This window comes from Hymenobacter sediminicola (genome assembly GCF_014250515.1).
In the GTDB taxonomy this organism is placed as follows: Bacteria; Bacteroidota; Bacteroidia; order Cytophagales; family Hymenobacteraceae; genus Hymenobacter; species Hymenobacter sediminicola.
Window position 1 is genome coordinate 4,018,400 of record NZ_CP060202.1, and the last position, 26,612, is coordinate 4,045,011.

Here is a 26,612-nt window from a genome sequence, read left to right on the forward strand (position 1 = left end):
TGAAGGTGGGAGTATCTCCTTGCAAACGGCAGCCCGGCCGCTGGCGTTGTGCCAAGGTTCGTTTTTGAGCCTGATTTAACGGTGTAGAGACGCGTATTCGCGTCTCGTCATTGCTGATGTTGTTTACCCAACCAGCCAGAATAACTCTAACAGCCCACGCCATAGCCAAAGGTCTGTGTGGTGCGGACGACGAGACGCGAATACGCGTCTCTACACCATCCTGACCTCTAAAACACAACAAGCCGCCCCCGAACCGGGAGCGGCTTGTTGTTACTCAGATTCTCATCGGTTTCACAACCCGCAGAAAGCGCCTGCCAGCACTGTCTACAACATCCGTCAAATCCGATGAATCCGGCTAAATCCCTGATTTAGTAGGTGTACTCGTTGGCGGCAATGAGGTGGTCAGCAATGCGACGACGGGCCTCCTTGGCGTTGTAGAGGTCGGCTTTGGTGAACCGCTTCAGGCCCATAGCCAGCAGGCGCTGCTCGTCACCCTCAGTCATAGTGCCGATGGCGTCTTTGCCAAACTTGTTCACCTGATCTACCGTGTCGTAGAGATACACGCGGGCAATATCGATTTGCGTCGAAACGGCCTCCTCGCCTTTGGTGGCGGCTTCCTTCTCTACGCGCAGCAACGTGCTTTCGGCGGTGTACACCTTGATGGCCATGTCGGCAATGTTCATCAGTACTTCCTGCTCTTTGGCGAGCGAGTTCATGTACTTCTGCACGGCCGTACCAGCTACCATCAAGATGGCCTTCTTCAGCTTGGCAATGGTCTTTTTCTCAGCAGCAAACAGGCCGGTTTCCTCTTCCAGATTGAAGTCCGGAATGGCCATCAGCTCCTGCTGCACGGCCTGGGCGGGGCCCATCAGGTCCAGTTCGCCTTTCATGGCCTTCTTCAGGATCATGTCGACGGCCAGCATGCGGTTGATTTCGTTGGTACCCTCGAAGATGCGGTTGATGCGCGAATCCCGGTAGGCGCGGTCCATGGGGTAATCGGCCGAGAAGCCGTAGCCACCGTAGATCTGTACGCCTTCATCCACCACGTAGTCGAGCACTTCTGAGCCTTCCACTTTCAGAATGGCGCACTCCACAGCAAACTCGCGGGCAGCCCCCAGCAGGGCCTCGTTGTGGCTCTGGCCTTTGCTGAGCAGCTCCTGCTCCATGCGGAAGATGTCCATGCCGGCGCGGTAAATAGCCGATTCTACGGCGTAAATCCGCACGGCCTGCTGGGCCAGCTTGTACTTGATAGCGCCGAACTTGCTGATGGGCAGCTTGAACTGCACCCGCTCGTTAGCATACTTCACACTCAGCGTGGCAGCCATTTTGGTAGCACCCAGGCAAGCGGCAGCCAGCTTGATGCGGCCGATGTTCAGGATGTTGAAAGCAATGAGGTGGCCTTTGCCAATCTCGCCCAGCACCGCCGATTTCGGCACTTTCACGTCGGACAGGAACACCTGGCGGGTCGAGGAACCCTTGATGCCCATCTTGTGCTCCTCGTTGCCGAGGCTCAGGCCGGGCGTGTTTTTCTCCACAATGAAGCCGGTGAACTTGTCACCATCCACCTGCGCAAACACGATGAATACGTCGGCGAAACCGCCGTTGGTAATCCACATTTTCTGGCCGTTGAGCACGTAATGCTCACCGTCCTCGGTGGGCATGGCTTTAGTTTTGGCGCCCAAGGCGTCGGAACCGGAGCCAGGCTCGGTGAGGCAGTAGGCACCCATCAACTCGCCGTTGGTGAGGCCGGGCAGGTACTTGGCCTTCTGCTCGTCGTTGCCGAAGTACAGAATGGGCAGCATGGCAATGCCGGTATGCGCCGCGAAGGCCACCGGGAACGAGTGGCCACCGCCCACACCCTCCGTCACGCGCAGCGACGTGGGGAAGTCCATGTCCAGTCCGCCGTACTGCTCAGGAATGCTCACGCCGAACAGGCCCAGTTGACCGGCTTTTTCCATCAGGCCGCGCATGAGGCCTTCCTCGTGGTTATCGAGGCGCTCCAGCAACGGCTGCACCTCCTTCTCCACGAAGTCGAGAGCAGTCTGGTGCATCATGTTCTGCTCCTCCGAAAAATCGGCGGGCGTGAATACGTCCTGGGCGTCGGTTTCCTTGATGATAAACTCGCCGCCTTTCACAAGTTGGTTGGTTACTTCCATGACCGGGTGAGGGTTGATGTGGGAAAATTCGAAGTCAAAAAGAAGAGAAACTACTCGGCTTACCTACTATTTACCGGCAAGTAAGCCCCGTTGTTTTGTCGTACCGAAAGATACAAAAATTTGTTATGCTTGCCGACTAGTTCACGAAAAGAAAACCCCAGTTTGATGTGGGGTTTCTTTTTGCGGTTCGGCAGAACGTGTAGAGACGCAATATTTTGCGTCTCCTTTTTGCTGACGTTGTTTAGCATGGGCGGTGCCAGCCGTTCAACGACGAGACGCAAAATATTGCGTCTCTACACCGTTCCAACTACGCAGCTTTGGCTTGTGCCGTGAGCGGCTGAGTTTTCCGTCCGAAGCTGGGCTTCGGGCCGCCCACGGCACAAGCTAAAGCATGTGCTGTTACTAGTCGAGCTATGGCTTGTTTTTTAACTGCTCCAAACCACCGCTTTTGATTAGTTGCTGTGTGTCTTTGTACTGGTATTGCATGAAGGCCGCAATTGCCGATAAATAGGCCAGCTGTTTGGTCTCAGGCAATGAATACTGCTTAAGGAAGCTACCATAATCGGACAGTATTTCGGATACTGAGCCATTCCTCAGGATAATGACCTTGCCCTTTTGATTGATAAAGAGCTGGCCGGAATCATGAGAGCCTGACAGGAACATGTAAACACCATCCGTAAACTGTTTCTGTGAACGATTAAGAACATTAAAAACAGGAACGTATAAGTATTCCCCTCCTATTGTCATTGGCGCGCCATCCCGCTTCTCCAAATAGTGACACAGTTGGGCAACAATAGGCGTTGAAACCTTTACTGCTTCACGCATGGAAAAATCGAACCGTTGCGCCTGAGCTTGGTAGTTTGCTGAAACTGTAAGCCAGAAAAAAGTGAAGATGAGCAGCAGTGAAGCACCTTTGTTGCCTGGTAATCGAGACTGATTACTTGTGCGGTAGAGATGCTTCACTGCGTTCAGCATGACGTGCTTTTAAGCTAAAGCATGTGCTACTTCAGCAGCTCGTAGATGCCGGCTACGCCCTGGCCGCCCCCTACGCAGGCGGTTACCATGCCGTACTTTTGGCCCCGGGCGCGCAGCTCGTGGAACAGCTGGATGCTGAGCTTAGCGCCGGAGCAGCCCAGCGGGTGGCCAAGGGCAATGGCGCCGCCGTTCACGTTCACTTTGCTCTGGTCCATGTGCAGCTCGCGCATCACTGCGAGGCTCTGGGAGGCGAAGGCCTCGTTCAGCTCGAACAGGTCGATGTCCTGAAGCTTCATACCGGCCTGGCGCAGTGCCTTCGGCACGGCCTTGATGGGGCCCATGCCCATGATGCGCGGGTCGATGCCTTCGGTGGCGTAGGTCACCATGCGGGCAATCGGCTCCAGATTCAGCTCCTTCACCATGCGCTCCGACATGACGATGACGAAAGCGGCACCGTCGGAAGTCTGCGAGGAGTTACCGGCCGTTACCGAGCCGTTGGCGGCAAACACGGGGCGCAGCTTGCCCAAGGCCTCCAGGGAAGTATCGGCGCGGGGGCCTTCGTCGGTATCGACTACGAACGAGCGGTTTTTCTTTTTGCCGGTGGCTTGGTCGAGGTAGGTTTCCTCCACGGTTACGGGCACAATCTGGTCCTTGAACTTGCCTTCCTGAATGGCTTTGATGGCCTTCTGGTGCGAGTTGTAAGCAAACTGGTCCTGGTCTTCGCGGGTGATGCCGTAATCCTGGGCCACGGCTTCGGCGGTGAGGCCCATGCCGAGGTAGTAGTCGGGGTGCTTCTGGGCCAGGTTGTAGTTGGGCACGGTTTTCCAGCCCACGGTGGGCACTAGGCTCATGCTTTCGGTACCGCCGGCCACGATGCAGTCGGCCATACCAGCGGCAATTTTACCGGCGGCCATGGCAATGGTTTCCACGCCGGAGCCGCAGTAGCGGTTCACGATGAGGCCCGACACATTCATCGGCAGAGCCAGCAGCGAAATCAGGCGGCCCATCTGCAGGCCCTGCTCGGCCTCGGGTACGGCGTTGCCCACAATCACGTCGTCGATGCGGGTGGGGTCCAGCTGGGGCACCGAGGCCACCAAGTGCTTGATGACGTCGGCGGCGAGGTCATCGGGGCGGGTGAAGCGGAAACCGCCGCGGTTGGCCTTGCCAACGGCCGTACGGTAACCGGCTACGATATATGCGTTCATGGTTTCAAGTCTTAGAGAAGGTGGGGAAGTAGAGGTAGGCTACCTCCCCTCCTTGGAAAGGAGGGGTTGGGGGTGGTTGACGGCTGGTAGAACAGTTTTTAGAACTAGCTCTAGTATTGTTCTGACGTCATTCAACCACCCCTAGCCCCTCCTTTCCAAGGAGGGGAACTAGTTTTTAGCTCTAGTTTCTCAAGGGTTTGCCGGTCGTCAGAATCGACTGAATACGCTCCAGCGTTTTCCGCTCGCCGGTGAGGCTGAGGAAGGCTTCGCGCTCCAGGTCCAGCAGGTACTGCTCCGATACTTCGGTGGGACTGCTCAGGTCGCCGCCGCACATGATATAGGCCAACTTGTTGGCAATTTTCACGTCGTGGTCGGAGATGTAGCGGCCTTCCTTCATGGCGTGTACGCCGGTCAGGAACATGCCCAGAGCGCCTTTGCCCTGCACCTTGATGTTGGTTTTCTGCAGCGGCTGGGTGTAGCCATCCTCGGCCAGCTCAATGGCGGCGGCTTTGGCCTGAGCCAGTACGCGGTTGGAGTTCACCACCACTTCGTCGCCGCGGCGCAGGAAGCCCAGGTCGAAGGCTTCGTGGGCCGAGGTGGATACTTTGGCGGTGCTCACCGTCATGAAGGCGTTGCGCAGCAGGTTGTACTCCGGCTCACCTTCCTCGTATTTGAGGGCGGTGCGCAAGGTCATTTCCTTGGTGCCGCCACCGCCCGGAATCAGGCCCACGCCGAATTCCACAAGGCCCATGTAGGTTTCGGCCGCCGCAACTACCCGGTCGCAGTGCAGGTTCAGCTCGCAGCCGCCGCCCAGGGCCAAGCCGTGGGGTGCGCCCACCACCGGAATGCTGCTGTAGCGCATCCGCATCATAGCCTGCTGGAACTGGGCAATCATCAGGTTCAGCTCGTCGTACTCCTGGTCCAGCGCGAACATGTACACGAGGCCCAGGTTGGCCCCAGCCGAGAAGTTCGGCGCGTCGTTGCCCACCACGAGGCCGCGGAAGTCCTTTTCGGCCAGCTCCACGCCTTTCAGCAGGCCCTGGATGACGTCGGAACCCAGTGCGTTCATCTTCGAGTGGAACTCCACATTCAGAATCCCGTCGCCCATGTCGAGTACCGAGGCCCCAGCGTTTTTCCACAGCACTTTGCCCGTGGCGCGCAGGTTATCCAGAATAATGAAGTTCTCCATGCCCGGAATGGCCTGGTAGCTCTTCGACTCGATGTCGTAGAACTGCTTCACGCCCGCTTCGCTCACTTTGTAGAAGGCGGTGTGGCCGGCGGCTACCATCTCCTCTACCCACGGCGCTACGGTTTTGCCTTCAACCTTGGCCAGCTCCAGACCCTTCTGCACGCCCAAGGCATCCCAGGTTTCGAAGGGGCCCAGGTCCCAGCCGAAGCCGGCGCGCAGGGCGTCGTCAATCTTGTAGAGCGAGTCGGTGATTTCCGGAATCCGGTTGCTCACGTAGGCAAACAGACCGGCGAAGGTCTTGCGGTAGAAGTCCCCGGCTTTGTCTTTGCCGGCGGCCAGCACCTTGAAGCGGTCCGCCAGCTTTTCAATCGGCTTGGTGGCTTCCAGAGTGGCAAACTTCACCTTCTGACTGGGCTTGTATTCCAGCGTATTCAGGTCGAGGGCCTGAATTTCCGACTTACCGCCGGCGCCCTTCACTTTCTTGTAGAAGCCTTGGGCGGTTTTGTCGCCCAGCCATTTGTTCTCGGCCATCTTCTTGATGAAGTCGGGCAGCTGAAACACGTGCTTGGCTTCGTCGTTGGGCAGGTTCTGGGCGAGGCCGTTGGCCACGTTGATCATCGTATCCAGACCTACCACATCAGAGGTGCGGAACGTGGCCGACTTGGCGTGGCCGATAACCGGCCCGGTCAGCTTGTCCACTTCCTCCACCGTCAGGCCTAACTCGCTCATCACCTGCACCACGTCCATGATGGCGAAAACGCCCACCCGGTTGGCAATGAAAGCGGGCGTGTCTTTGGCCAGCACTGTGGTTTTGCCCAAGTACAGGTCGCCGTAGTGCATCAGGAAATCCACCACCGACTTGTCGGTTTCCGGCGTCGGGATGATTTCGAGCAGCTTCAGGTAGCGGGGCGGGTTGAAGAAGTGCGTGCCGCAGAAGTGCTTGCGGAAGTCGTCAGAGCGGCCTTCCGTCATCATGTGAATCGGAATGCCCGAGGTGTTCGACGTGATGAGCGTGCCGGGCTTGCGGTACTGCTCTACGCGCTCAAACAGGCTCTTTTTGATGTCGAGACGCTCTACTACCACCTCAATCGTCCAGTCGCAGCCGGCAATGTCCTTGAGGTTATCGTCAAAGTTGCCGGTCTTGATGCGGCTCACGTCCTGCTTGCGGTACAACGGCGAGGGGTTGGCCGCAACGGCCGCCTGCAGCGAGCTGTTCACGATGCGGTTCTTCACGGCCGGGTTGTCCAGCTTCAGGCCTTTGGCCTCTTCAGCGGGCAGCAGCTCCTTGGGCGCAATGTCGAGCAGCAGTACCTGCACACCGATGTTGGCGAAGTGGCACGCAATGCGCGAGCCCATCACCCCGGAGCCCAATACGGCTACTTTTTTGATGGTACGATTCATTCGTGGGGAGGAATGAGGTGGGAAGAAATAAGTTGTTGGTTGTCAGCTATCAGTCACCGGCCCAAGGCCGAAACTAGTCGTCATGCCGAGTTTCTGAACAAACAAGCTCCCTTTCAAGCGGGAAGCCAGCCTATAAAAAAAGCCCCGGTCGCCCGGCTACGCCGGCGACTCGGAGCGCTGAGGTTTCAGCTTGAAATCGTCGTAGAGGGTTTTTCCCTCAATCATGCCCGTAATCTGGGCTACTACCTTGAAGAACACATTCAACTCACTCTGCGGGATTTTCTCGCGCACTTTCAGGTTGAAGTGGCGCACCGTTTGGCGGGAAATTTCCTTGCCACGCAGGCCTTCCTCGGTCAGGAAGATGCGTACCGAGCGTTTGTCCTGGGTGTCAGCCTGTTTATAGATCAGGCCTTTTTCTTCCATAGAGCGCAGAATGCGCGTCAAGGAACGTGTTTCCAATCCTAGCAGCGGTGCTATCTTCGTAGCGGGCGTGCCGTTTTCCTGGTCGATGTTCAGCAACACAAAGCCAATGCTCGTGGTGATGTCGTGCTTGGCCGCCTGCGTATTGTACATACGCGAAATGGCGTGCCAGGCAACTTTGATGTTATAATCGACGGTTTCTTCGGGAGTCATGGGGAGGTACGGCAAGTGCGGTAAACATACAGAAATATGTTATGCTTGCATACTAAGTTACTCAAAAAAGTTTTGTCCTGTACGTGCCTTTGCTCATCCACTTGCTTCTATTGCTGCAAGTGACTAGCGGCCTCACTATACGTCTTGAGTCAAATCAATCAACAAAAAAAGGCCTGGCAACTCAGTGGAGTAGCCAGGCCTTTTTTCAAGAGAATCAAATTGGGATTAGGGCTTTACAGCATGCTGGTACAGACTTTCAATCAGCCCCTTATTATTCTCAGTAATAGCTTTGCGCTTGACCTTCATGGTGGGCGTCATTTCGCCGGTTTCCACGGTCCAGAGCTGGGGCAGCAAGGCAATTTTCTTGACCTGCTCCCATTGTGCGAATCCACCGTTGTACTTGTGCACAAGGTCTTCGTACATCTTCACCACCTTTTCGTTTTTGACTAACTCCTCATTGGAGCAGTTGCAGTCCACACCGTTGCGCTTGCACCAGCCTTTGAGGTCGTCGAAGGAAGGAATGACGAGGGCCGACGGGAATTTCTGGCCGTCGCCGACCACCATGCACTGCTCTACCAGCGGCGACTCTTTCAGCTTGCCTTCCAGCACCTGCGGGGCAATGTATTTGCCGCCCGAGGTCTTGAACATCTCCTTCTTGCGGTCGGTGATTTTGAGGAATTTGCCTTCTACCATCTCGCCGATGTCGCCGGTATGGAACCAACCTTCCTCGTCGAATTCCTTGGCCGTCAGCTCAGGCTTGTTGTAGTAGCCTTTCATCACCGACTCCGACTTGGTTAGAATCTCGCCGTCAGCAGCAATTTTCACCTCGGTGTTGTCGATGATAGGGCCCACGGTGCCAATCATGTTGTTTTCGGGCTCGTAGCCGCCAACTGCAATAACGGGAGAGGTTTCGGTAAGCCCGTAGCCTTCCATCACCCGAATGCCGGCCGACCAGAACACGCGGGCTAAGCGAGGCTGCAGGGCCCCGCCCCCACTCACAATACACCGCAGGTTGCCGCCAAGGGCCTCGCGCCACTTGTTGAAGATGAGCTTATTGGCCAGCTTGAGCTGCGTGTTGTAGAAGAAGCCGTGGTCTTTCTGGTTGTCGTACTTCAGGCCCAGATCCAGGGCCCAGAAAAACAGGCTCTTCTTGACGCCTTCCAGCGTGTGCCCTTTCGCTACAATCTTGTCGTAGACCTTTTCGAGCAGGCGCGGCACAGTGGTAAAGATTTCGGGTTTTACCTCGCGCAGGTTGTCGGCAATGGTTTCCATGCTCTCGGCGTAGTAGATGCTCACGCCGTTGATAAGGTACAGATGCGTTACCATCCGCTCGAAGATGTGGCAGAGCGGCAGGAAACTCAAGGCTTTATCGTCCTTCGTGACGGGCACGAAGCGTTGGGAATTGCGGCAGTTGCTGAGCAGGTTGTTATGCGTTAGCATTACGCCCTTCGGCTGGCCAGTAGTACCGGAAGTATAGATAAGCGTCAGCAGATCTTCAGGCTGCACGGCCGCTTTTATGGGCTCTAAATCTGCAGGATTCCCTTTTTTGCCCAGTTCCAGCAGTTCGGAGAAATGCCGGGCACCTAGTACTTTGTCAAAAGTAAAAATATTGTCAGGCGGAATGTTCAAGCCCTGCGTGGCCTCCCGCACTTTGTCCAGCAACTTCGTATCGGCCACAAAAACGGCTTTTACTCCGGCATCGGTGAAGATGTATTTATAGTCTTCTACCGTAATGCTTGGGTACATAGGTACGCTGGTAGCACCTAGCTGCGCAATACCAAAATCGGCGAACATCCACTCGGGACGGTTCATAGAAATGATGGCGACTTTGTCATCTTTCCCGATGCCTAAGCTGCGCAGGCCGAGGCTCACCAGATTCACCTGTTCTACCACCGTATCGGTGCTGATGGGCGTGTACTGGCCGTTGATTTTGGCCGCGAAGCAGTCAGGTTTGTTGTACTTCTGCTGCAGATTGGGCAGAATATCGAACGTACGGCGAATGTCCATAGAGTGAAAAGGCACTAAGGTGGGACTGGCGAATGAAGGTCAGTTTTGCGTTCCTGCCCAGCCTTACTACCTAAGCCGAACGGGAAACGCTGCTTAAATAACTACTTTTTTCGCGGGAAAGCTCCTATCTGCCGCAGAAAGCCAATAGGGCCGTGGCAGGCTTTTGCGTAGCTTTGTCGGAGTCCGCATCTTCTGTGCCCGATGAATCTGGCCATTTTTTTTGATCCGCTCCACGAAGAGCTACCGTCTGCTACTGCCAGTGCCACTGCGTTGGCAGCATATATTTCGGCTTTCCTGGATGTTTTTCCTGACTGGCGGGCGGCAGATATGGCGCTTATCGGGCTGGATGAATGGCGCGGTAGCGCCGCAGGCCAGCCTGCTCTACAAGGCGCCGATGAAGTACGCCGCCGCTTTTACCAACTGCAGAAAGGCACCGGCCCGGCCCGTATTGTTGACTTAGGCAACCTGCGGCCCGGCCTTACACTCGATGACACCTACCAGCGTCTGCGCGAAATTGTGGCCGTATTGCTGGAGCATAACACAGTACCTATTCTGCTAGGCGGCTCCCATGACTTAGACTATGGGCAGTTTCTGGCCTACGAAACGCTCGACCGGCCTATTAGCTTTGCTGCCGTAGATGCGCGAGTAGATATGGCCGAGCAGGATTGTGCCGTGCCGGAAGAGAGCCATCTGCGGCGCATGCTTATGCATGAGCCTAGCTTCCTGTTCAATTTCGCGCAGTTGGCGCACCAGCAATACTTGGTGGCGCCGGATGTACTAGCGGCGTTGGAAAAGCTGCATTTTGAAACCCTCCGCGTGGGCCAGATCCGCGACGACATCCGGCAGTCGGAACCACTGCTTCGCCAAGCCGATTTCGTGAGCTTTGATATTGCGGCCCTGCGCTGGAACGACGCGCCAGGCTATTATCCGGCCAACCCGTTTGGGCTTACCAACGAAGAGGCCGCCAAGTTGGCTTGGTATGCCGGCTGCAACGACCAACTCAGCTCCTTCGGCCTGTACGGCTACCGGCCTGACTACGATACGCACGGCCTCGCGGCGTCTGTTCTGGCCACTATGCTCTGGTATTTTGTGGAGGGCTACTACCACCGGCGCCGCGAAACCGATTTCCGAGGGCCCAACTTCATCCGTTATGCAGCCGGATTGCACAGCCCTCCTGAGCTTGCTTCTTTAGACGAAGACAAGGAAGATGGGCCCGACCGTATTGTATTTTACAAGTCGCAACAGACGGAGCGGTGGTGGATGGAAGTAGTGAACCTGACTGGGGAAGTGAAGCGCATTGTGCCGTGTAGCTATGAAGACTACTTCCATGCTTCCCAAGGTGACCTGCCCAACCGTTGGATTCTCACGCAGGCCCTGCTCGGCTGATGGTAGCCTGCCAATGCTCCTGCCCATACCCGTCGAACTGAGCACTATATGACCCCGACAACGGAACCAGGAACCATCCAAGCCGAGCTACCCGCCTACACGCGCGGCCAGCTGGCCCTGCGCAACGGCCAGGACCGGGACGAAATATGGGTAGCCTACCGAGGGCTCATCTATGATGTGACACGCTCCCGCCTATGGCGCCGCGGCAACCATTACGAGCATTGGGCAGGCCAAGACCTTACTCAGGAGCTCGACCGGGATGCGCCCCACACGCCTAATGTGTTCGATAATTTTTCTGTTATCGGCCGGCTTGCGTAGAGGAATACGCACCGCAAGTGGCTCTATTATTTTCGCCTAAAACTCCCGTCTCACCCGCCACCCACCTTTCCCATGAACACAACTGAAAGCGCCTCTCTTTTCAATAACCTCGAAACGCTGAGCACACGCGAGCTACTGGAAGGCATCAACAGTGTAGACCAGACCGTGCCGCAAGTGGTAGCCAAGGCCCTACCTCAGATTGAGGCCTTGGTTGAAGCGACCGTAACACGATTAGGCGCGGGAGGCCGGCTGTTCTACATCGGGGCTGGTACCAGCGGCAGACTAGGTGTGCTGGACGCCTCCGAGTGCCCTCCCACATTCGGGGTGCCGCACGGATTGGTAGTTGGGCTGATTGCAGGAGGAGACACGGCCATCCGTAGGGCAGTGGAAAACGCGGAAGATGATGCCGAGCAGGCATGGCGCGACTTGGCAGCCTACGACATTACAGACAAGGATATTGTGGTAGGTATTGCGGCTTCAGGCCGTACGCCCTACGTGATAGGCGGACTGGAACAGGCCCGGCAGCATGGATTGGCCACGGGCTGTATTGTTTGCAATGCGGGCTCTGCGGTTGCGGCCGTAGCGGAGTTTCCGGTGGAAGTAGTAACGGGGCCGGAGTTCGTGACGGGCAGTACCCGCCTGAAGGCCGGCACAGCCCAGAAGCTCGTGCTCAATATGCTGACTACCGCCACATTTATCCGGCTGGGACGAGTGAAGGGCAACAAGATGGTGGATATGCAGCTATCCAATGCGAAGCTGATAGACCGGGGCGAAAAGATGCTGATGGATGAACTGGGCGTCGGCCAGGACGAAGCAGCGCAGTTGCTACAGCAACACGGTTCAGTGCGAGCAGCGTTGGCAGCTAAGCGCTAGAAGCAAGGCACTGTAGCATTCCGAGGTTTTGCTGTTCCAACCAGCTTTTCGGAAACCCGCTGTCTTTCTTCTGAGTTTAGGCACAAAGGAAAGTTGCAGAGACTTTCCTTTCGGTCCTGTGTAAGCAGACGCTTATGCCTCAACTCTCTACCTATGCATACCATTGAGCCGCACTACGCCTGGATAGACCAGTATTCTGCTACTGAAGACCCTCGCTCCCCTCTCTTTGAAGCCGAAAATAGCCTCGACTCGTACGTCAACACAATCTACGGCTACTACATACATCCGCAGTGGGACAGCCTCGATTCCGAGACGCTCTTCCTCAAGATTCTGTTCGTCGACTATGACTTGGGTATTGCCATCATCGAGTTTATCGGTGAATGGAATGATGCCATCGAAAACGACATCATGAATCTTAAGCGTAACATCATTGACTTGATGACGCATGAGGGCATCCGCAAATTCATCCTCATCGGGGAAAGTGTCTTTAATTTCCACGGCTCCGAGGACGACTATTACGAAGAATGGTTCGAGGATGTGGAAGACGGCTGGATTGCGGCCGTTAATTTCCAGGAGCATGTGACGCGTGAAATGCGCCAGTATAACCTTGATTCGTACATCAATTTTGGTGGTCAGCTAGATGAACTGCCTTGGCGCACATACCCACCGCGCAAGCTGTTTGAAGTAGTAGATGGCTTGCTTCAGCGCCGCCTTGGCTAATATTTCCTGTGGCAAGCGTGAGTTGCTGAGTACAATCCGAAACGTTTCCTTAAGCCACCACTGGAGAAATACGTTAGCTGCATACTCAAGGCTTCACTTTGCACTGGACATAAAAAAAGGCTGTTCCTCTGGAGGAACAGCCTTTTTTTATGAGCGCCGAGAGGCGCGTCAGACTACTTAGCGTCTTGCGCGTCAGCAGAGTTTTCCATAGCGTCAGCTTTGGCTTCAGTAGCGTTTTCTACCGAGTCAGCACCAGCTTCGTTGCCAGCATCTTCCATAGCGTCAGCCTTAGCTTCGCCAGCATCTTCTACCTGCTCAGCCTGAGCTTCTTGAGCGTTTTCGGTTTTGCTGTCGCAAGAAGCGAAAGAGAAAGAAACAGCAGCCAGGGCGAGGAACAGTACTTTTTTCATGGTGTTGAAAGAAAAGAGAGGTGAAAATCAGATTTAAAAACTCCTTGCCTTACGGCTGAGAATCGGAGCTTTATATTCAGTTTTGCAGAAGGTAACCTAACTCGTCAGGAAAAATTTAAGATTTCTCCACACCCGCTATCTAACTGCCTTATTTCTTGCGGAATACAATACCAATTGGAACGCCCGTAAAGTCGAAATGCTCCCGCAGGCGGTTCTCTAGATAGCGCGAGTAGCTCTCCTTCACATACTGCGGTAGGTTGCAGAAGAAAGCGAATACGGGGTTGTGCGTGGGGAGCTGCGTAGCGTATTTGATGCGCACCAGCTTGCCTTTCTGAATGGGCGGCGGGTACTTCTCAATTTCCTTCAACATCACCTCGTTCAGCTCCGAAGTCGGGATTTTGCGGCGCTTGTTGTCGTACACTTCAATGGCCATTTCGATGGCCTTGTGCACGCGCTGCTTGTTGAGCACCGAAATAAAAATGATGGGCGGATAGCTGATCGGCGCTATTTTCTCGCGGATTTTATCCTCGAACTCCTTGGCCGTATTGGTTTCCTTGTTCTCAATCAGGTCCCACTTGTTCACCAGAATCACGATGCCCTTGCGGTTCTTATCGGCCAGTCCGATGATGTTCAGGTCCTGGGCTTCAATACCACGGGTAGCATCGAGCATCACGATGCAGATATCCGACTCTTCCAGTGCCCGGATGGAGCGCAATACGGAGTAGAACTCTACGTCTTCGTGCACCTTGGTCTTGCGGCGCAGACCGGCCGTATCCACTAGAATGAATTCCTTGCCGAAAGCATTGTAGCGCGCCTGGATAGAGTCGCGGGTGGTACCCGCAACGTCCGTCACGATGCTGCGCTCGGTACCTAGCAGCAGGTTCACGAACGACGACTTACCCACGTTCGGGCGGCCGACCACGGCAATTTTTGGGATGCCGGCATCGGGCTCCTCTACTCCTTCTTCCTCAAAGTGGCTTACTACAGCATCGAGCAGGTCGCCGGTGCCGGAGCCGCTGGCCGAGGAAACTGCGAATATTTCGCCGTCGCCAACGCCCAGAGCGTAAAATTCGCCCGCCGAGTGGATCCGGGAGTTGGTATCTGCCTTGTTGGCTACTACATAAATGGGCTTTTTGCCCTGGTAGCGGCGCAATACATTGGCAAACTCTTCGTCGAGGCTGTGCACACCAGCCATGGCATCTACCATGAACAGCACGACATCGGCCTCGTCAATGGCCAGCTTTACCTGTTTGTTGATTTCACCTTCGAAGATATCGTCGGAGTTGTGCACGTAGCCGCCCGTGTCGATGACGGTGTAATACTTGCCTACCCAGTCGCCGTAGCCATAGTGCCGGTCGCGGGTGACGCCGCTTTCATCGTCCATGATGGCCTTGCGTTGGCCGACGAGGCGGTTGAAAAGCGTGGATTTGCCCACATTGGGGCGTCCCACAATTGCAATGGTATTCTTCATGTGTCTGACTCCAGCCGCCGGCCCGACCAAATTCGGCAGTGCCCGGAGTAGTTAAGTGAATGTGAGGTCGGAAGTCTTTGTAGAGCTTAGAAACGAGAACTGAGAGCCTAGACCCAATTTCTTGGGTTCTGAATTCTCATTTCTAAGCTATACTTATTGATTGTAGCCGAAGCGGGTGAGAGCCTTCGGATCAGTGCGCCAGTTCTCGTTGACTTTGACGTAGATTTCGAGGAACACTTTTTTCTGGAAAAACTTCTCCATTTCCTCGCGGGCCCAAGTGCCTACTTTCTTCAGCGCCGTGCCCTGCTGCCCGATGATGATGCCTTTTTGACTGGCGCGCTCTACGTAGATGATGGAGCGCATTCGGATGATGTTTTCATCTTCCTTGAACTCCTCAATCTCCACTTCGCAGCTGTAGGGAACCTCTTTCTTATAGAGCTTGAAGATTTTCTCCCGGATCATCTCGGCCGCGAAAAACCGCTCGGGCTTGTCCGTTAGCTCATCTTTGGGGTAGTAAGCCGGGTGTTCGGGCAGCTTAGCCAGCACCAGATCCAGCAGCTCACCGGTCCCGAACTTTTCCAGCGCCGAAATTGGTAGCACGCGGGTGGCATTGGGCAGATGCTCCTGCCAATATTCCACCTTGGCTTCCACTTCGGCCTGGTCGGCCTGATCTATTTTATTGACGAGCAGGAAAATAGGCGTGTTCACCATCTTGCGCAGGCGCTCCACTACCGGCTCCTCGTCATACTTTTCGTAGATATCAGTCACGAAGAGTACAACGTCGGCATCTTCCAGCGACGAGTATACAAACGACATCATGGCGTTGTGCAGCTCGTATTTAGGCTGAATAATGCCGGGCGTGTCGGAGTAGACAAGCTGGAAATTTTCGCCGTTGAGGATGCCCAGGATACGGTGGCGCGTGGTCTGGGCTTTGCTCGTAACGATGCTGAGCCGTTCGCCCATCAGGGCGTTCATGAGCGTGGACTTGCCCACGTTGGGCTTGCCGATAATGCTCACGAAGCCAGCGCGGTGCGGTGTTGGTTCGGTATTCACTTCAGGATCTGAAAATTGGCCTGCAAAGGTACGGGTTTTCGCGTGCCCAGCCGCCGGCCCAGTAAACATCAGCCGGCGGAAGATTGTCTGTACCCCAACTGAAAGATGAGATACATCAGGTTTTAGTTCGCAAATGGTTGTGCGACCTTTGCAGTTCAACCTCCGGAGTCTACTCCCTTTCTTCACCGTTCTGCCGCTCCGGCTATACCCCGGCGCTACCATCTATGCCCACTTCCGCTCCCACTAACGGCCGCATTGGTGTCCTGCTCGTGAACCTCGGCACCCCCGATTCGCCCCAGACCAGCGACGTGCGCCGCTACCTTAACGAGTTTCTGACCGATGCCCGTGTGATTGACATGCCGGCCGCCATCCGCTACCCACTATTTCAGGGGCTGGTGGTGCCGCTACGTGCGCCAAAGTCGGCCAAGATTTACCAGCAACTCTGGACGGAGCGTGGCTCGCCGCTGCTCTACCACGGCTTGGATCTGCAGAAACTGGTGCAGGAGAAGCTGGGCAACGACTACCTAGTGGCTTTCGGGATGCGCTACCAGAAGCCCAGTATCGAAAGTGCCCTGCAGGAACTGCGCGACGCGGCTGTGGATCGGATTATCGTGCTACCGCTGTTTCCGCAGTACGCGGCGGCCAGCACGGGCTCGGTGCAGGAAAAGGTGATGGAGCTGGTAAGCAAGTGGTGGATAGTGCCCAGCATTTCCTTCATCAGCACGTTTGTGGAAGACTCCGGCTTTATTGGCACGTTTGCCACGCTGGGCAAAGAGGAAATGGCTAAGCACGACTACGACCATGTCGTGTTCAGCTACCACGGCATTCCGGAGCGCCACGTGCTAAAGGGCAGCCACAAAAACTACTGCAAACTGGGCACCTGCTGCGCCAGCTACAACAAAAACAACCGCTACTGCTACCGCGCCCAGTGCTTCGAAACGTCGCGGCAGCTGGGTAAGGCGCTGGGCCTACAGCCGGAGCAATACACTACCACCTTCCAGAGCCGCCTGCAAAGCCGCCTCCGCGACCCATGGCTGCAGCCCTACACCGACGAGGTTATCAAGGAAATGCCGGCCAAGGGCATCAAAAGCGTGCTGGCTTTCTCCCCCGCCTTCGTGGCCGACTGCCTAGAAACCACGATTGAGGTGGGCGAGGAATTCAAGGAAATGTTTGAGGAAGCCGGCGGGCAGCACTGGCAGCTGGTGCCCAGCCTGAACTCGCACCCGCAATGGGTGCAGGCCGTAGCCGATATGATTCGGCGGAACTAAGAACTTAGCCCGGGTACGTAGCTAAACAGAAAAGGCCCTCACGCGGAAGCATGAGGGCCTTTTCTGTTTAGCTACGTACATTACCTACGGCTCACGGCGGCGGAAGCTGGCGGGCAGCCCGGCGGGGCGACGGGTATGGTAGAAATGCTGCTCATCGAAGGAAGGCTGCTCGTAGAACGGGCCCGTGAAGTGCTCCGGCAGCTCCAGCCGCAACGCCCGAAGCATAGCTTCTTCGTATTCGCGGGTAATCTGGAACTCCTGATACGGCGGGTAGTCCAGCACCGAGTCCAGCGTGAGCGAAGGCACAAACAGGTTGTCGCCGTCATCGTCCAGCGCGGCTACCCCAATGGGAATCAAGATGTGCCGCTCCCGGTCGTTGATATGAAGGCTCGCATCCAGCTCTACATCCAGGTAGCGTACTTTCAGCGTTTCCTCTTCTACTATCAGCTCCGTGACTTCACCAAACGGGCGGCCGTCGCCGCCACGCACCGTCCAGCCCCGCACATCGGGGTTGCCGTCGGCTACTTCGTAGTCGGTTAGGTCGCGCAGGCGGCGCAGGTGCATACTTCCGGCAGAAGGAATATGAGTTGGTTCCACAGCAGAATGGGGCTTAGGGCTTTATGATATGTGCTTTTCTACGAAGCCGGCTCACTTAGCGTACGAACGATTTCGGCAGCGCGGTCGAAAAACTCCTGTGTCTGCTTTTGGTCGGCCGGCGTTTCGGTGCGGCCTGAGAGCTGCGTAGCACGGCTTACCAGCTCTGCCACGGCGGGCTCCAGCGCCGGGTATCGCTTCTGCTGCATGGCCTGCATAAGACCGGCAGCGGCCACAAACCCAGGACGCACACTGGTATTCGGCTCAGCAAGGCGAGCGGTGGCACTAGTCAGGCCATCACGCTTTTCGCTTACGGCCGCATCGCGCAGGTCGTCACGGTCGGCCAGCTCTACCAAGGCGGAGGTTAATAGCCGAAGTCCTTCGCGCGAGTAGCTAGGCTGCGCGGGGTTGGTTTTGGCGAAGGCCGCCAGCACGTCTGGCGTAACGGGAGCGGCCTCAGAAGCCATATTTCCTACTGCTTCATCATCCGCAGGCCGTGGGCCGGTCTCGGCACCGGTAGTTGTATCGGGAGCCGGACTGACGGTTTGTTCTACTGGGCCAGCCGGCGGGACATTGGCCTGCGGATCATCGTGGCGCAACAGGTACCAGGCAGCGGCACCTACTACGGCCAGCACCAGTAGAATCAGAAGCCAAGGGCTGGGCGAGCTTTTTTTGCGTTGAATGTTGATGTCGGCCATAAAGGGAGCGGGCTAGGGTTTGGGCCATCCATACGAAGGCGGGCTAAAATACGATACGTCTGCAGCTTCAACCATCCTGCTGTTGCGCCCCTGCAATTCGTAAACTGCTATGTTTGGCTGAACACATGCCCATCCTTTCACTTACCTGATATGCACTCTGACCAGCTACTAGCTGACTTGGAAGCCCGCGGTTTGCTCCCGCCGGAACAAGCCGCCGCCATTGCGCAGGATGAACAGAACCGGCCTTTTTCGCTGCACCAGGAGTTGCGGGCGGCGCTGTACTTGGGCATCACGCTGCTCACTGGCGGGCTGGGCGTGCTGCTCTACCAGCACCTCGACGAAATTGGGCATGGAGTCATTATTGCCAGTATGTTTCTGCTGATGATGGCCGGTTTTGGGTACGCGGCACGGCACCGGCAGCCCTTTACGTGGGGGCAGGCAGTAGCCCCTAGCTTCATACCTGATTATGCGCTGTTGCTCGGCTGCCTGCTGTTTCTGGCACTGGAAACCTATCTGCAGGTGCAGTACAATGTGTTCGGGAGTCGCTACGGCCTGGCGACCATGCTGCCGGCCGTGCTATTTTTCGGGCTGGCGTACCGCTTCGACCACCGGGGCGTGCTGGCCATGGGCATCACGGCGCTGGCCTTGTGGGTGGGCGTGAGCATTGCCCCGGTTTCCGCTTTCACAGACAATAATTTCTTCACTACTCGCCTCGGCGGCGTGGCGGTATTGCTGGGCCTGCTGCTAACCGGTGTAGGGCTGGATGCCGACCTCAACCGCCGCAAGCCACATTTTGCCTTCACCTACGTGTCGTTGGGGGCCAATCTGGCGCTGCTGGCCGCCACGGCTGCTTTATTTGATTTCTACCCGCAACCGTTCCTGCCCAAAGTGGTGGTGGTGCCGCTGATTCTGGCGCTGAGTGTGGCCCTGATGTGGTATGCGCGCCGGACACAGTCCTACTTGTTTCTGCTGATGGGGCTGCTGTACGGCTACCTCATAGTATCCTATCTGTTTTTCCGGGCACTTGAATTTAGTCATGGCGCAGGTGCTGAGTTGATCATTACATTCTACTTCACGCTTTCGGCGGTTGGTATCATTCTGCTGTTTGTCAACGGCAAGAAATTTCTGCGACGCATATGAGTTGGAAAGCCTACAATCCTGCCTGGCCGTTGCACGAAGCCATGCAAGCTGCCTCCGCCCGCTGGCACCGCCGGGGCCTGCTCACGGCTGGGCAGCAGCAAGCCATCCAGGTTGCCTATCCGCTAGAGTTCTACCGCCCAGGTCTGTTTCTACGCATCGGGCTGTTCATTTTTGCCTGTATCGGGGCATTGGGAGGCGCAGGCTTCTTTGCCTTGCTCACAGAGCTGGACCACTTCCGGGCTGTAGCCATCCTGGGTGGTTTCGGTACGCTGGCGGCGCTGGAGTTCTTTATCCGCAGCTCCCGACTCTACCACGCCGGCGCCGACCAGGCGCTACTCTACATCACACTGGGGTGGTTCACGGTACTGCTCATCGATATCGTGCATGACATAGTACCCTACTCGTCGCGCTACGGTACCTCACTCGGCACTAGTTATCTGTTTCTGATACTAGGGCCCCTATTCCTGCTGTTTCTGGCCGTTACTATCCGCTACGCCGACCGGCTGGTGGCTGCTGGCACTTATCTGCTGCTACTACTTCTGATGGCCAACTGGCTGCTACAAGTTCCGGCAGGACGGCTGTTGCTACCATTTGCGCTGATGCTGGCTTCGGGGGTAGCCTACTGGTTGGTGAAGCGGCTCAGCCGCCGGCCCGATTATCTGTACTACCGCCGCTGCCTGCTAATGCTGCAGGCGTTGGCGCTGGCTACATTTTACCTAGGTGGCAACTACTACATGGTGCGGGAAGGCAATGCGCATATCAGCGGCGAGTATGTCTCCGCTCAGATTCCGTTTGCGCCGCTGTTCTATCTGTTCACAGCAATTATTCCGCTGGTGTGTATAGCCGTAGGACTGCGCCGACCCAGCCGCATATGGCTGCTCACGGGCTTGGCAGCAGCGGCTTTTTCGCTGTTTACGCTACGCTACTACCGCGCCCTGATGCCACCGGAAGTAGCCGCTGTACTGGCCGGGGCCGTGCTGCTGGCGCTGGCAGCTTGGGCAGTGCGCTACCTGCGTCCGGCCCGCCACGGCCTCACCTCCCGTCCCAATGATGAGCATTCCCCTCATTTCAACCTGGAGTCGTTGGTGGTAGCCCAGACAGCGGTAGTGCCGCAGGCGCCCCCGCCCGGCTTCCAGTTTGGGGGCGGCCACTCCGGCGGTGGCGGCGCCGAAGGCAATTATTAGCCTAGCTGAAGCATAGGATTCCAGGTAACTGACCGCGCAGGTGGCTGCCAATGAGTACTAGCCGTATGTATCTACATACGTACTCTACTTATGCACCGAAGCCTTGAACTCACTGTTCCGCCTGCCGTTACCGAAACCCTGTGCCAGCAGCTTATCGAACTGGACGAAGTCATCAGCTTGAGCGTGCTACCTGGGGCCTCCCGCAAGCCGCCGGGCGACATTATCACCGTGCAGGTGCTTAACCGGGGAGCCGACGAGGTGCTGCGCCGTGCCGGAGCGGCTGTTGCCAAACCCGAGGACTTGTCAGTATCCACGGCGGAGCTGAGCAGCATTATTGCTCCAGCCGAAGGCGAAAAAGTTCTTAACGACAAGGACGAGGCTATTTGGGAAGAAGTGGAAGCCGGGCTACGCCACCAGGGGCGCCCAACGCCCAACTATGTGGCCCTGATGGCACTGGGCGGTATTATGGCGGCTATCGGGCTGGTGTCGGAGCCGGTGCCGCAGGCCGTGGCTTTTATTGCATCCAGCATCATTGCGCCCGGTTTTGAGCCTATTGCCGCTCTACCAATGGGCGTGGTACTGAAACGCTGGCACGTGGTATGGCGCGGCCTTCGCTCCACTCTCATTGGGTATTTTCTCTTCATCCTGACGGCGGGCCTCACGATGTGGCTGCTGGTAGCCAGCGGCGAAAGCTCAGCAGCTGAACTGATGGCCAATCCGGAAGTGCACAGCATTTCGCAGCCCACCCTCAAAAGCCTGCTGATTTCGGCTTGCGGGGCCGCGGCCGGCATTGTGATTATTGCGGCCTACCGGCGTAGCGTCATTGCTGGCGCCCTCATTGCTCTCATCCTGATGCCGGCAGCCGCCCTCATTGGGGCCGGGGTTGCAGTCGGTATATCCAGTCTGGCGGTGGAGGGCCTCATTCGTTTTGGCATTGATGTAGCCTTTGTGCTGGTGCTCGGGTTCATTGTTTTCTACAGCAAACAGAAGATTCTGCACCGCCGTCGGCCTCTGGAATAAGACATAAAAAAGCCGCCTGCGCTACGGTAGCACAGGCGGCTTTTTCGAGTGAATGGCGCACTGTTATACTTTCAATGGCTCTTTGCGGAACATTTTAGCGAGCTGCTCCACAGCGTAGTCTACCTCCTCAACGGTGTTGTATTTGCTCATGGAAAAACGGATGGTTCCCCGGTCGGGGTCAGCACCCAGGGCCTGTAGCACGTGCGAGCCAGCCTGGGCGCCGCTAGTACACGCCGAGCCACCAGACACCGATATATGATTGATGTCGAGGTTGAAAAGCAGCATTTCATTCATAGACGAGGGCGGCAGGCTCACGCTCAGAACAGTATAGAGGCTGTGCTCCGCATCGGCTGAGGTACCATTGAACTGAACACCTTCAATTTCAGCCTGCAGCTTCTCGATGAACCGGTCTTTCAGCCCCTGAATATGGCGCTGATGCTCGGTCATGTCGCGGTACGCAATTTCCAGGGCCTTAGCCAGCCCAATGATGCCATATACGTTTTCGGTGCCCGCCCGCTGGTTGCGCTCCTGCGAACCGCCATGAATCAGGGCGTCCATGGTCTGGCCCGAGCGGCGGTAGAGGAAACCCACCCCTTTCGGACCGTGGAACTTGTGCGCTGAACCCACCAGAAAGTGGGTTTTCAGTTGCTGCACATCGTGCTTGTAGTGTCCCATAGTCTGCACCGTATCGGTGTGAAACACGGCATCGTGGCGGGCACATATTTCGCCGATAGTGGCAATGTCGTTCAGGTTCCCAATTTCGTTATTGGCGTGCATCAGGCTCACGAAGGTGCGTGGGTGCGTGGCCAGCAACTCCTCCAGATGTTCCAGATCCAAGCGGCCCTGCGCATCGTGGCGAAGGTAGCTCAGCTTGGCGTCGCCGCATTTTTCCAGAGCCTGCGTGGTGTGCAGCACCGCATGGTGCTCCAGCGGCGACGTAATCATGTGTTTCAGCCCCAGCGTCCGGACACTGCCGAAAGCAGCATAATTATCGGCTTCTGTGCCACACGAGGTGAATACGATTTCAGCCGGTGCCGCATTAATGAGGTGCGCAATGCTTTTGCGCGCGTTTTCGATGGCTGCCCGCGACTGTCGGCCGTGCCCATGAATACTGCTGGGGTTGCCGAAATGGTCCCGCATAAAAGGCAGCATAGCATCCAGCACTTCGGGGTCTAGGGGCGTGGTAGCGGCGTTATCGAAGTAAACAGTCATGGGCGGCAACGTAGGTTGTGGGTGGCAACGGCCACAAAAATAAAGGATTCCGGCGGGGTAGCCGGAATCCTTCTTTCAAGTTGCAAAAATTGCAGCGACCAGCTTTAGCTCTTCACCGAAATAATTTCCTTGATGTCAGCTATGATTTTATTGGCCAGATGGTCGGCAGTGGCATTGGAATCCGACTCGGCATAAATCCGGATGATAGGCTCCGTGTTCGACTTGCGCAGGTGCACCCACTCCTTATCAAACTCGATTTTCACCCCATCAATCGTGTTGACGGGCTGCTTGGCGTAGCGCTGCTGCATCTGCTCCAGCACTTGGTCGGTATTGATTTCCGGCGTCAGCTCAATCTTATTTTTTGAGATAAAGTAGTTGGGGTAAGAAGCCCGCAGGCGTGTCATGGTGAGACCGGTCTTGGCCAGGTGGCTCAGGAAAAGCGCAATACCTACCAGCGAGTCGCGTCCATAATGCAGCTCCGGGTAGATGATACCGCCGTTACCTTCGCCGCCAATTATGGCGTTGGTTTCCTTCATCTTGGTCACCACGTTCACCTCGCCCACGGCTGCTGCCGCATAGTTGCCGCCGTGCTTTTCCGTTACGTCGCGCAGGGCCCGGGTGCTGCTCAAGTTGCTGACGGTGTTGCCGCCGCCGTTTTGCTGCAGCACATAGTCAGCCACGGCTACTAGCGTGTACTCCTCGCCGAACATGGTGCCGTCTTCGTTCACCAGCGCCAGGCGGTCCACATCGGGGTCTACCACAATGCCCAGATCGAAGGAGCCTTTTTCCATCGTTTTGGCAATTTCCCGCAGGTTTTCGGGCAGCGGCTCAGGGTTGTGCGCAAAGTCGCCGGTTGGCTCGCAGAACAGCTTCTCGATGACCTCCACACCTAATTGCTCCAGCAGCATAGGCACGGCAAAGCCGCCTGTGGAATTTACCGCATCCACTACCACCCGGAAATTCTTGCCCTTGATGGCGGCCTTGTCGACCAGCGGCAGCGCCAGAATGGTGTTGATGTGCTCCTGTAGGAACGTGTCGTCGGTGCTGTATTGGCCCAGCTTCATAACGGGCGCAAAGTCAAATGCCTCCGAGTCGCCGAGGGTCAGTACTTTTTTGCCTTCCTCATCCGATATGAACTCGCCCTTGTCGTTGAGCAGTTTCAGCGCGTTCCACTGCTTCGGGTTGTGCGAAGCCGTTAGAATGATGCCGCCACCGGCTTTTTTAGCTGGCACCGCCATTTCTACGGTAGGAGTCGTGCTCAGGCCCAGATCCACTACGTCGATGCCCAAGCCCTGCAATGTGGCGGCCACCAGCTTGCTCACCATCTCGCCGGAAATGCGTGCGTCGCGCCCGATAACGATGGTATTGTTTTGGGTGGTGTTGAGAACCCACGTGCCAAAAGCCGCCGCGTATTTTACAATGTCGATGGGCGTCAGGCCTTCGCCGGCTGCGCCGCCAATAGTACCCCGGATGCCCGAAATGGATTTAATCAGTGCCACAAGCCAAGTCTGTTTTTTGAATGGGGCAAAAGTAGAGAAACGCCCCTGCTTTCGCTATGAAAGTACGTATTCTGTGCCGCAGCAGTGCGCAGGCAGGTTTGTCACCTTATCTGCTCCGCTGTTCACTCCGCCGTGACGGCCTAACGATAGAGTGTGGCATGGCGTTGTATCTTTGAACTAATGGAATATAACACTCCCAACCGCCGGCCGGCTCAGCTGGAAGCTTTTAGCCGCCTGCTTGATGTGCTGGAACGCCTGCGCGCCGAATGTCCCTGGGACCGAAAGCAAACCCTGGAGAGCCTGCGCCACCTCACCATCGAAGAAACCTACGAACTCAGCGACGCCATTATCCGCCACGACCTGCCGGACTTGCAAAAAGAGCTGGGGGATGTATTTCTGCACCTGATTTTTTACGCCAAAATAGCCTCTGAGACTGGTCAGTTCGACATTGCAGATGTGCTGAATGCGCAGTGCGAAAAGCTTATCTTCCGGCATCCGCATATTTATGGCAGCGTGCAGGCCGAAACCGAAGAAGAGGTGAAGCGCAACTGGGAACAGCTTAAACTCAAGGAAAAAGGCAACACGTCGGTGCTTGGTGGCGTACCTACCTCGCTACCGGCTCTTGTGAAGGCGATGCGCATTCAGGAGAAAGCGCGCGGTGCGGGCTTCGACTGGGAGCGACCAGAGCAAGTATGGGAGAAAGTGCAGGAGGAACTTGGCGAGTTTCAGGCAGAATTTGCGCACGCTGAACCGGCTGCAATCAATCCGGAACGGGCCGCTGCCGAGTTCGGCGACCTACTATTTTCGCTGATCAACTTTGCCCGCCATGCTGGCATCAATCCTGAAGAGGCTCTCGAACGTACAAATCGTAAATTCATTCACCGCTTTCAATACCTAGAAACTGAAGCAGCACGCGCCGGCCATCAACTGCGTGACTTAACCTTGGCTCAGATGGACGTGTATTGGGAGCAGGCCAAAAAGCAAGCTCTCCCCTCCGCTCCTACTGCACCTAAGAAATAGCCTTTTTTCGGGGCCCTACCCGTTTTAAAGCGTTTAAACCCCGATTTCATTTGGCGACACTCCGATTTTTTAATTAGGTTTGCCAAGGATAGACCGAATTTCGGACGGGCCCCGCACACGAGCAGACCCACGTTTTTTGCCGCTGGCAATACGTGCGGGTGAGCGGGGCACTGTTGTCTTTAAGGCTGTCTACCGCTCGTTTACCCATTTTACACCAGTTTACCTTTCACCACAACCCCCCCTAATTCTCCGGAACAATGGAACAAAAGAATGCCCTGAACAAGAACGTGCGGCCTGCCGCTCCTGCCGCGCCTAAGGGTGAGGCGAAAGGCGGATCCGCGTTTGCCGCCATCGTGATTCCGCTGGCCTTCGTTGTAAGCATTATCATCTTCCAATTCGTGCTGGGCAACCCTAGCAACTTTGTGGGCAATGACAACGCTAATGCAGCTCTGCCCGGCAATTACCTTGGTACGGTGTACAAAGGTGGTGTCATCGTACCACTCCTGATGACGCTGTTCCTATTGGTACTGACCTTCTCGATTGAGCGTTTCCTGACCATCAGCAAAGCCAAAGGCTCTAAAGGTGTGGAAAGCTTCGTTCGTACTGTTCGTCAGAAACTGAACGTGAACGACATCACTGGTGCTATTGCCGCCTGCGACCAGCAGAAAGGTTCGGTAGCCGCCGTAGTTAAGTCGGGCCTGCTGAAGTACCAGGAAATGGCACGTGAGCGTGGCATGGACAAAGACCAGAAAATCCTGGCCATCCAGAAGGAAATCGAAGAGTCGACGACTCTGGAATTGCCAATGCTGGAGAAAAACCTCGTTATCCTGTCTACCATTGCTTCGGTATCGACGCTGGTAGGTCTGCTGGGTACGGTATTCGGTATGATCAAGGCCTTCTCGGCTCTGGCTCAAGCTGGTAACCCTGATGCAGTAGCGCTGGCAGAAGGTATTTCGGAAGCACTGATCAACACGGCTATCGGTATTGCCGGTTCGGCCATTGCCATCATTGCCTACAACTACTTCACCAGCAAAATTGACGAGCTGACCTACAGCATCGACGAGGCTGGCTTCAGCATCATTCAGACCTTTGCTGCTCAGCACGGCGAGAAGACGACGGAAACTTATACTGCCTAAGTTGCGGTTAACGCAATAGCAGCGCGTATTTTTCGTTTTTCTGA

23 protein-coding genes are annotated in these 26,612 nt (G+C 56.1%); 10 read left to right on the top strand and 13 right to left on the bottom strand.

The window, feature by feature from the left end; all coding sequences use genetic code 11:
- Positions 1-368: 368 nt before the first annotated feature.
- The 6 genes from H4317_RS17200 to H4317_RS17225 form a co-directional block, all read right to left on the bottom strand.
- Entirely contained in the window at positions 369-2,156 is a 1,788-nt protein-coding gene (locus H4317_RS17200) for an acyl-CoA dehydrogenase FadE (protein WP_185887784.1), read from the bottom strand.
- A gap of 411 nt (positions 2,157-2,567) precedes the next feature.
- The gene (locus H4317_RS17205) at positions 2,568-3,131 is read right to left on the bottom strand and encodes a hypothetical protein (RefSeq protein ID WP_185887785.1); all 564 of its coding nucleotides are present in this window, start codon (positions 3,129-3,131) and stop codon (positions 2,568-2,570) included.
- 26 nt (positions 3,132-3,157) lie between these two features.
- On the bottom strand, positions 3,158-4,336 hold the full coding sequence (locus H4317_RS17210) for an acetyl-CoA C-acyltransferase (protein WP_185887786.1): 1,179 nt from the start codon (positions 4,334-4,336) through the stop codon (positions 3,158-3,160).
- A gap of 181 nt (positions 4,337-4,517) precedes the next feature.
- Positions 4,518-6,926, bottom strand: coding sequence for a 3-hydroxyacyl-CoA dehydrogenase/enoyl-CoA hydratase family protein (locus H4317_RS17215; RefSeq protein WP_185887787.1), 2,409 nt, complete (start codon positions 6,924-6,926; stop codon positions 4,518-4,520).
- Positions 6,927-7,082: 156 nt separating this feature from the next.
- Entirely contained in the window at positions 7,083-7,559 is a 477-nt protein-coding gene (locus H4317_RS17220; protein WP_185887788.1) for a MarR family winged helix-turn-helix transcriptional regulator, read from the bottom strand.
- Positions 7,560-7,784: 225 nt separating this feature from the next.
- Positions 7,785-9,566: an AMP-dependent synthetase/ligase gene (locus H4317_RS17225; protein WP_185887789.1), complete on the bottom strand. Its 1,782-nt coding sequence runs from the start codon at positions 9,564-9,566 to the stop codon at positions 7,785-7,787.
- 201 nt (positions 9,567-9,767) lie between these two features.
- Between H4317_RS17225 and H4317_RS17230 the strand changes: the two genes are divergently transcribed.
- The 4 genes from H4317_RS17230 (at position 9,768) to H4317_RS17245 (ending at position 12,863) form a co-directional block, all read left to right on the top strand.
- Positions 9,768-10,952 carry a formimidoylglutamase gene (locus tag H4317_RS17230; protein WP_185887790.1) on the top strand — a complete coding sequence of 395 codons (1,185 nt, stop codon included), beginning with the start codon at positions 9,768-9,770 and terminating at the stop codon, positions 10,950-10,952.
- 48 nt (positions 10,953-11,000) lie between these two features.
- Positions 11,001-11,270: a cytochrome b5 domain-containing protein gene (locus H4317_RS17235; protein ID WP_185887791.1), complete on the top strand. Its 270-nt coding sequence runs from the start codon at positions 11,001-11,003 to the stop codon at positions 11,268-11,270.
- Between the two features lie 72 nt (positions 11,271-11,342).
- Entirely contained in the window at positions 11,343-12,143 is an 801-nt protein-coding gene (gene murQ, locus H4317_RS17240; protein WP_185887792.1) for an N-acetylmuramic acid 6-phosphate etherase, read from the top strand.
- 153 nt (positions 12,144-12,296) lie between these two features.
- Positions 12,297-12,863, top strand: a complete 567-nt coding sequence (locus H4317_RS17245) for a hypothetical protein (protein WP_185887793.1) — start codon at positions 12,297-12,299, stop codon at positions 12,861-12,863.
- Between the two features lie 173 nt (positions 12,864-13,036).
- On the opposite strand, the gene H4317_RS17250 is transcribed toward H4317_RS17245, so the two are convergent.
- The 3 genes from H4317_RS17250 to era form a co-directional block, all read right to left on the bottom strand.
- Positions 13,037-13,273, bottom strand: a complete 237-nt coding sequence (locus tag H4317_RS17250) for a hypothetical protein (protein WP_185887794.1) — start codon at positions 13,271-13,273, stop codon at positions 13,037-13,039.
- Positions 13,274-13,421: 148 nt separating this feature from the next.
- Positions 13,422-14,744, bottom strand: a complete 1,323-nt coding sequence (der, locus tag H4317_RS17255; RefSeq protein ID WP_185887795.1) for a ribosome biogenesis GTPase Der — start codon at positions 14,742-14,744, stop codon at positions 13,422-13,424.
- 153 nt (positions 14,745-14,897) lie between these two features.
- Positions 14,898-15,797 carry a GTPase Era gene (gene era, locus H4317_RS17260; protein ID WP_260625719.1) on the bottom strand — a complete coding sequence of 300 codons (900 nt, stop codon included), beginning with the start codon at positions 15,795-15,797 and terminating at the stop codon, positions 14,898-14,900.
- A 224-nt stretch (positions 15,798-16,021) separates the two neighbouring features.
- Between era and hemH the strand changes: the two genes are divergently transcribed.
- Positions 16,022-17,065 (top strand): ferrochelatase, encoded by a 1,044-nt coding sequence (hemH, locus tag H4317_RS17265; protein ID WP_185887797.1) that lies wholly within the window; start codon positions 16,022-16,024, stop codon positions 17,063-17,065.
- Positions 17,066-17,149: 84 nt separating this feature from the next.
- Here the strand turns inward: hemH and H4317_RS17270 are convergent, their stop codons facing one another.
- The gene (locus H4317_RS17270) at positions 17,150-17,629 is read right to left on the bottom strand and encodes a PRC-barrel domain-containing protein (RefSeq protein ID WP_185887798.1); all 480 of its coding nucleotides are present in this window, start codon (positions 17,627-17,629) and stop codon (positions 17,150-17,152) included.
- 71 nt (positions 17,630-17,700) lie between these two features.
- Positions 17,701-18,357: a hypothetical protein gene (locus tag H4317_RS17275; RefSeq protein ID WP_185887799.1), complete on the bottom strand. Its 657-nt coding sequence runs from the start codon at positions 18,355-18,357 to the stop codon at positions 17,701-17,703.
- A 150-nt stretch (positions 18,358-18,507) separates the two neighbouring features.
- Between H4317_RS17275 and H4317_RS17280 the strand changes: the two genes are divergently transcribed.
- From H4317_RS17280 to H4317_RS17290, 3 genes are all read left to right on the top strand, one after another.
- Positions 18,508-19,497: a DUF2157 domain-containing protein gene (locus H4317_RS17280; RefSeq protein WP_185887800.1), complete on the top strand. Its 990-nt coding sequence runs from the start codon at positions 18,508-18,510 to the stop codon at positions 19,495-19,497.
- Complete coding sequence (locus tag H4317_RS17285; RefSeq protein WP_185887801.1) at positions 19,494-20,681, top strand: hypothetical protein; 1,188 nt, start codon at positions 19,494-19,496, stop codon at positions 20,679-20,681. The genes H4317_RS17280 and H4317_RS17285 overlap by 4 nt, the downstream gene beginning before the upstream one ends.
- Positions 20,682-20,771: 90 nt before the next feature.
- Positions 20,772-21,701, top strand: a complete 930-nt coding sequence (locus H4317_RS17290) for a DUF389 domain-containing protein (RefSeq protein WP_185887802.1) — start codon at positions 20,772-20,774, stop codon at positions 21,699-21,701.
- Positions 21,702-21,764: 63 nt separating this feature from the next.
- Here the strand turns inward: H4317_RS17290 and H4317_RS17295 are convergent, their stop codons facing one another.
- A complete protein-coding gene (locus H4317_RS17295) occupies positions 21,765-22,913 on the bottom strand; it encodes a cysteine desulfurase family protein (protein ID WP_185887803.1) in 1,149 nt (382 codons plus the stop codon).
- Between the two features lie 104 nt (positions 22,914-23,017).
- The gene (gene glmM, locus H4317_RS17300) at positions 23,018-24,412 is read right to left on the bottom strand and encodes a phosphoglucosamine mutase (protein WP_185887804.1); all 1,395 of its coding nucleotides are present in this window, start codon (positions 24,410-24,412) and stop codon (positions 23,018-23,020) included.
- 180 nt (positions 24,413-24,592) lie between these two features.
- Here glmM and mazG point away from each other — a divergent pair, with 180 nt between their 5' ends.
- Both mazG and H4317_RS17310 read left to right on the top strand, forming a co-directional pair.
- Positions 24,593-25,432, top strand: a complete 840-nt coding sequence (mazG, locus tag H4317_RS17305; protein ID WP_185887805.1) for a nucleoside triphosphate pyrophosphohydrolase — start codon at positions 24,593-24,595, stop codon at positions 25,430-25,432.
- 257 nt (positions 25,433-25,689) lie between these two features.
- Positions 25,690-26,568 (top strand): MotA/TolQ/ExbB proton channel family protein, encoded by an 879-nt coding sequence (locus H4317_RS17310; RefSeq protein WP_185887806.1) that lies wholly within the window; start codon positions 25,690-25,692, stop codon positions 26,566-26,568.
- Positions 26,569-26,612 lie beyond the last annotated feature (44 nt).

Coding starts and splice junctions, on each gene's coding strand:
- H4317_RS17235 (WP_185887791.1), top strand. CDS start 11,001: ATGACCCCGACAACGGAACCAGGAACCATCCAAGCCGAGCTACCCGCC.
- H4317_RS17200 (WP_185887784.1), bottom strand. CDS start 2,156: ATGGAAGTAACCAACCAACTTGTGAAAGGCGGCGAGTTTATCATCAAG.
- H4317_RS17285 (WP_185887801.1), top strand. CDS start 19,494: ATGAGTTGGAAAGCCTACAATCCTGCCTGGCCGTTGCACGAAGCCATG.
- H4317_RS17310 (WP_185887806.1), top strand. CDS start 25,690: ATGGAACAAAAGAATGCCCTGAACAAGAACGTGCGGCCTGCCGCTCCT.
- H4317_RS17230 (WP_185887790.1), top strand. CDS start 9,768: ATGAATCTGGCCATTTTTTTTGATCCGCTCCACGAAGAGCTACCGTCT.
- H4317_RS17295 (WP_185887803.1), bottom strand. CDS start 22,913: ATGACTGTTTACTTCGATAACGCCGCTACCACGCCCCTAGACCCCGAA.
- hemH (WP_185887797.1), top strand. CDS start 16,022: ATGCCCACTTCCGCTCCCACTAACGGCCGCATTGGTGTCCTGCTCGTG.
- H4317_RS17215 (WP_185887787.1), bottom strand. CDS start 6,926: ATGAATCGTACCATCAAAAAAGTAGCCGTATTGGGCTCCGGGGTGATG.
- H4317_RS17205 (WP_185887785.1), bottom strand. CDS start 3,131: ATGCTGAACGCAGTGAAGCATCTCTACCGCACAAGTAATCAGTCTCGA.
- murQ (WP_185887792.1), top strand. CDS start 11,343: ATGAACACAACTGAAAGCGCCTCTCTTTTCAATAACCTCGAAACGCTG.
- H4317_RS17220 (WP_185887788.1), bottom strand. CDS start 7,559: ATGACTCCCGAAGAAACCGTCGATTATAACATCAAAGTTGCCTGGCAC.
- H4317_RS17275 (WP_185887799.1), bottom strand. CDS start 18,357: ATGGCCGACATCAACATTCAACGCAAAAAAAGCTCGCCCAGCCCTTGG.
- H4317_RS17225 (WP_185887789.1), bottom strand. CDS start 9,566: ATGGACATTCGCCGTACGTTCGATATTCTGCCCAATCTGCAGCAGAAG.
- H4317_RS17270 (WP_185887798.1), bottom strand. CDS start 17,629: ATGCACCTGCGCCGCCTGCGCGACCTAACCGACTACGAAGTAGCCGAC.
- H4317_RS17245 (WP_185887793.1), top strand. CDS start 12,297: ATGCATACCATTGAGCCGCACTACGCCTGGATAGACCAGTATTCTGCT.
- der (WP_185887795.1), bottom strand. CDS start 14,744: ATGAAGAATACCATTGCAATTGTGGGACGCCCCAATGTGGGCAAATCC.
- mazG (WP_185887805.1), top strand. CDS start 24,593: ATGGAATATAACACTCCCAACCGCCGGCCGGCTCAGCTGGAAGCTTTT.
- H4317_RS17250 (WP_185887794.1), bottom strand. CDS start 13,273: ATGAAAAAAGTACTGTTCCTCGCCCTGGCTGCTGTTTCTTTCTCTTTC.
- H4317_RS17210 (WP_185887786.1), bottom strand. CDS start 4,336: ATGAACGCATATATCGTAGCCGGTTACCGTACGGCCGTTGGCAAGGCC.
- H4317_RS17290 (WP_185887802.1), top strand. CDS start 20,772: ATGCACCGAAGCCTTGAACTCACTGTTCCGCCTGCCGTTACCGAAACC.
- H4317_RS17280 (WP_185887800.1), top strand. CDS start 18,508: ATGCACTCTGACCAGCTACTAGCTGACTTGGAAGCCCGCGGTTTGCTC.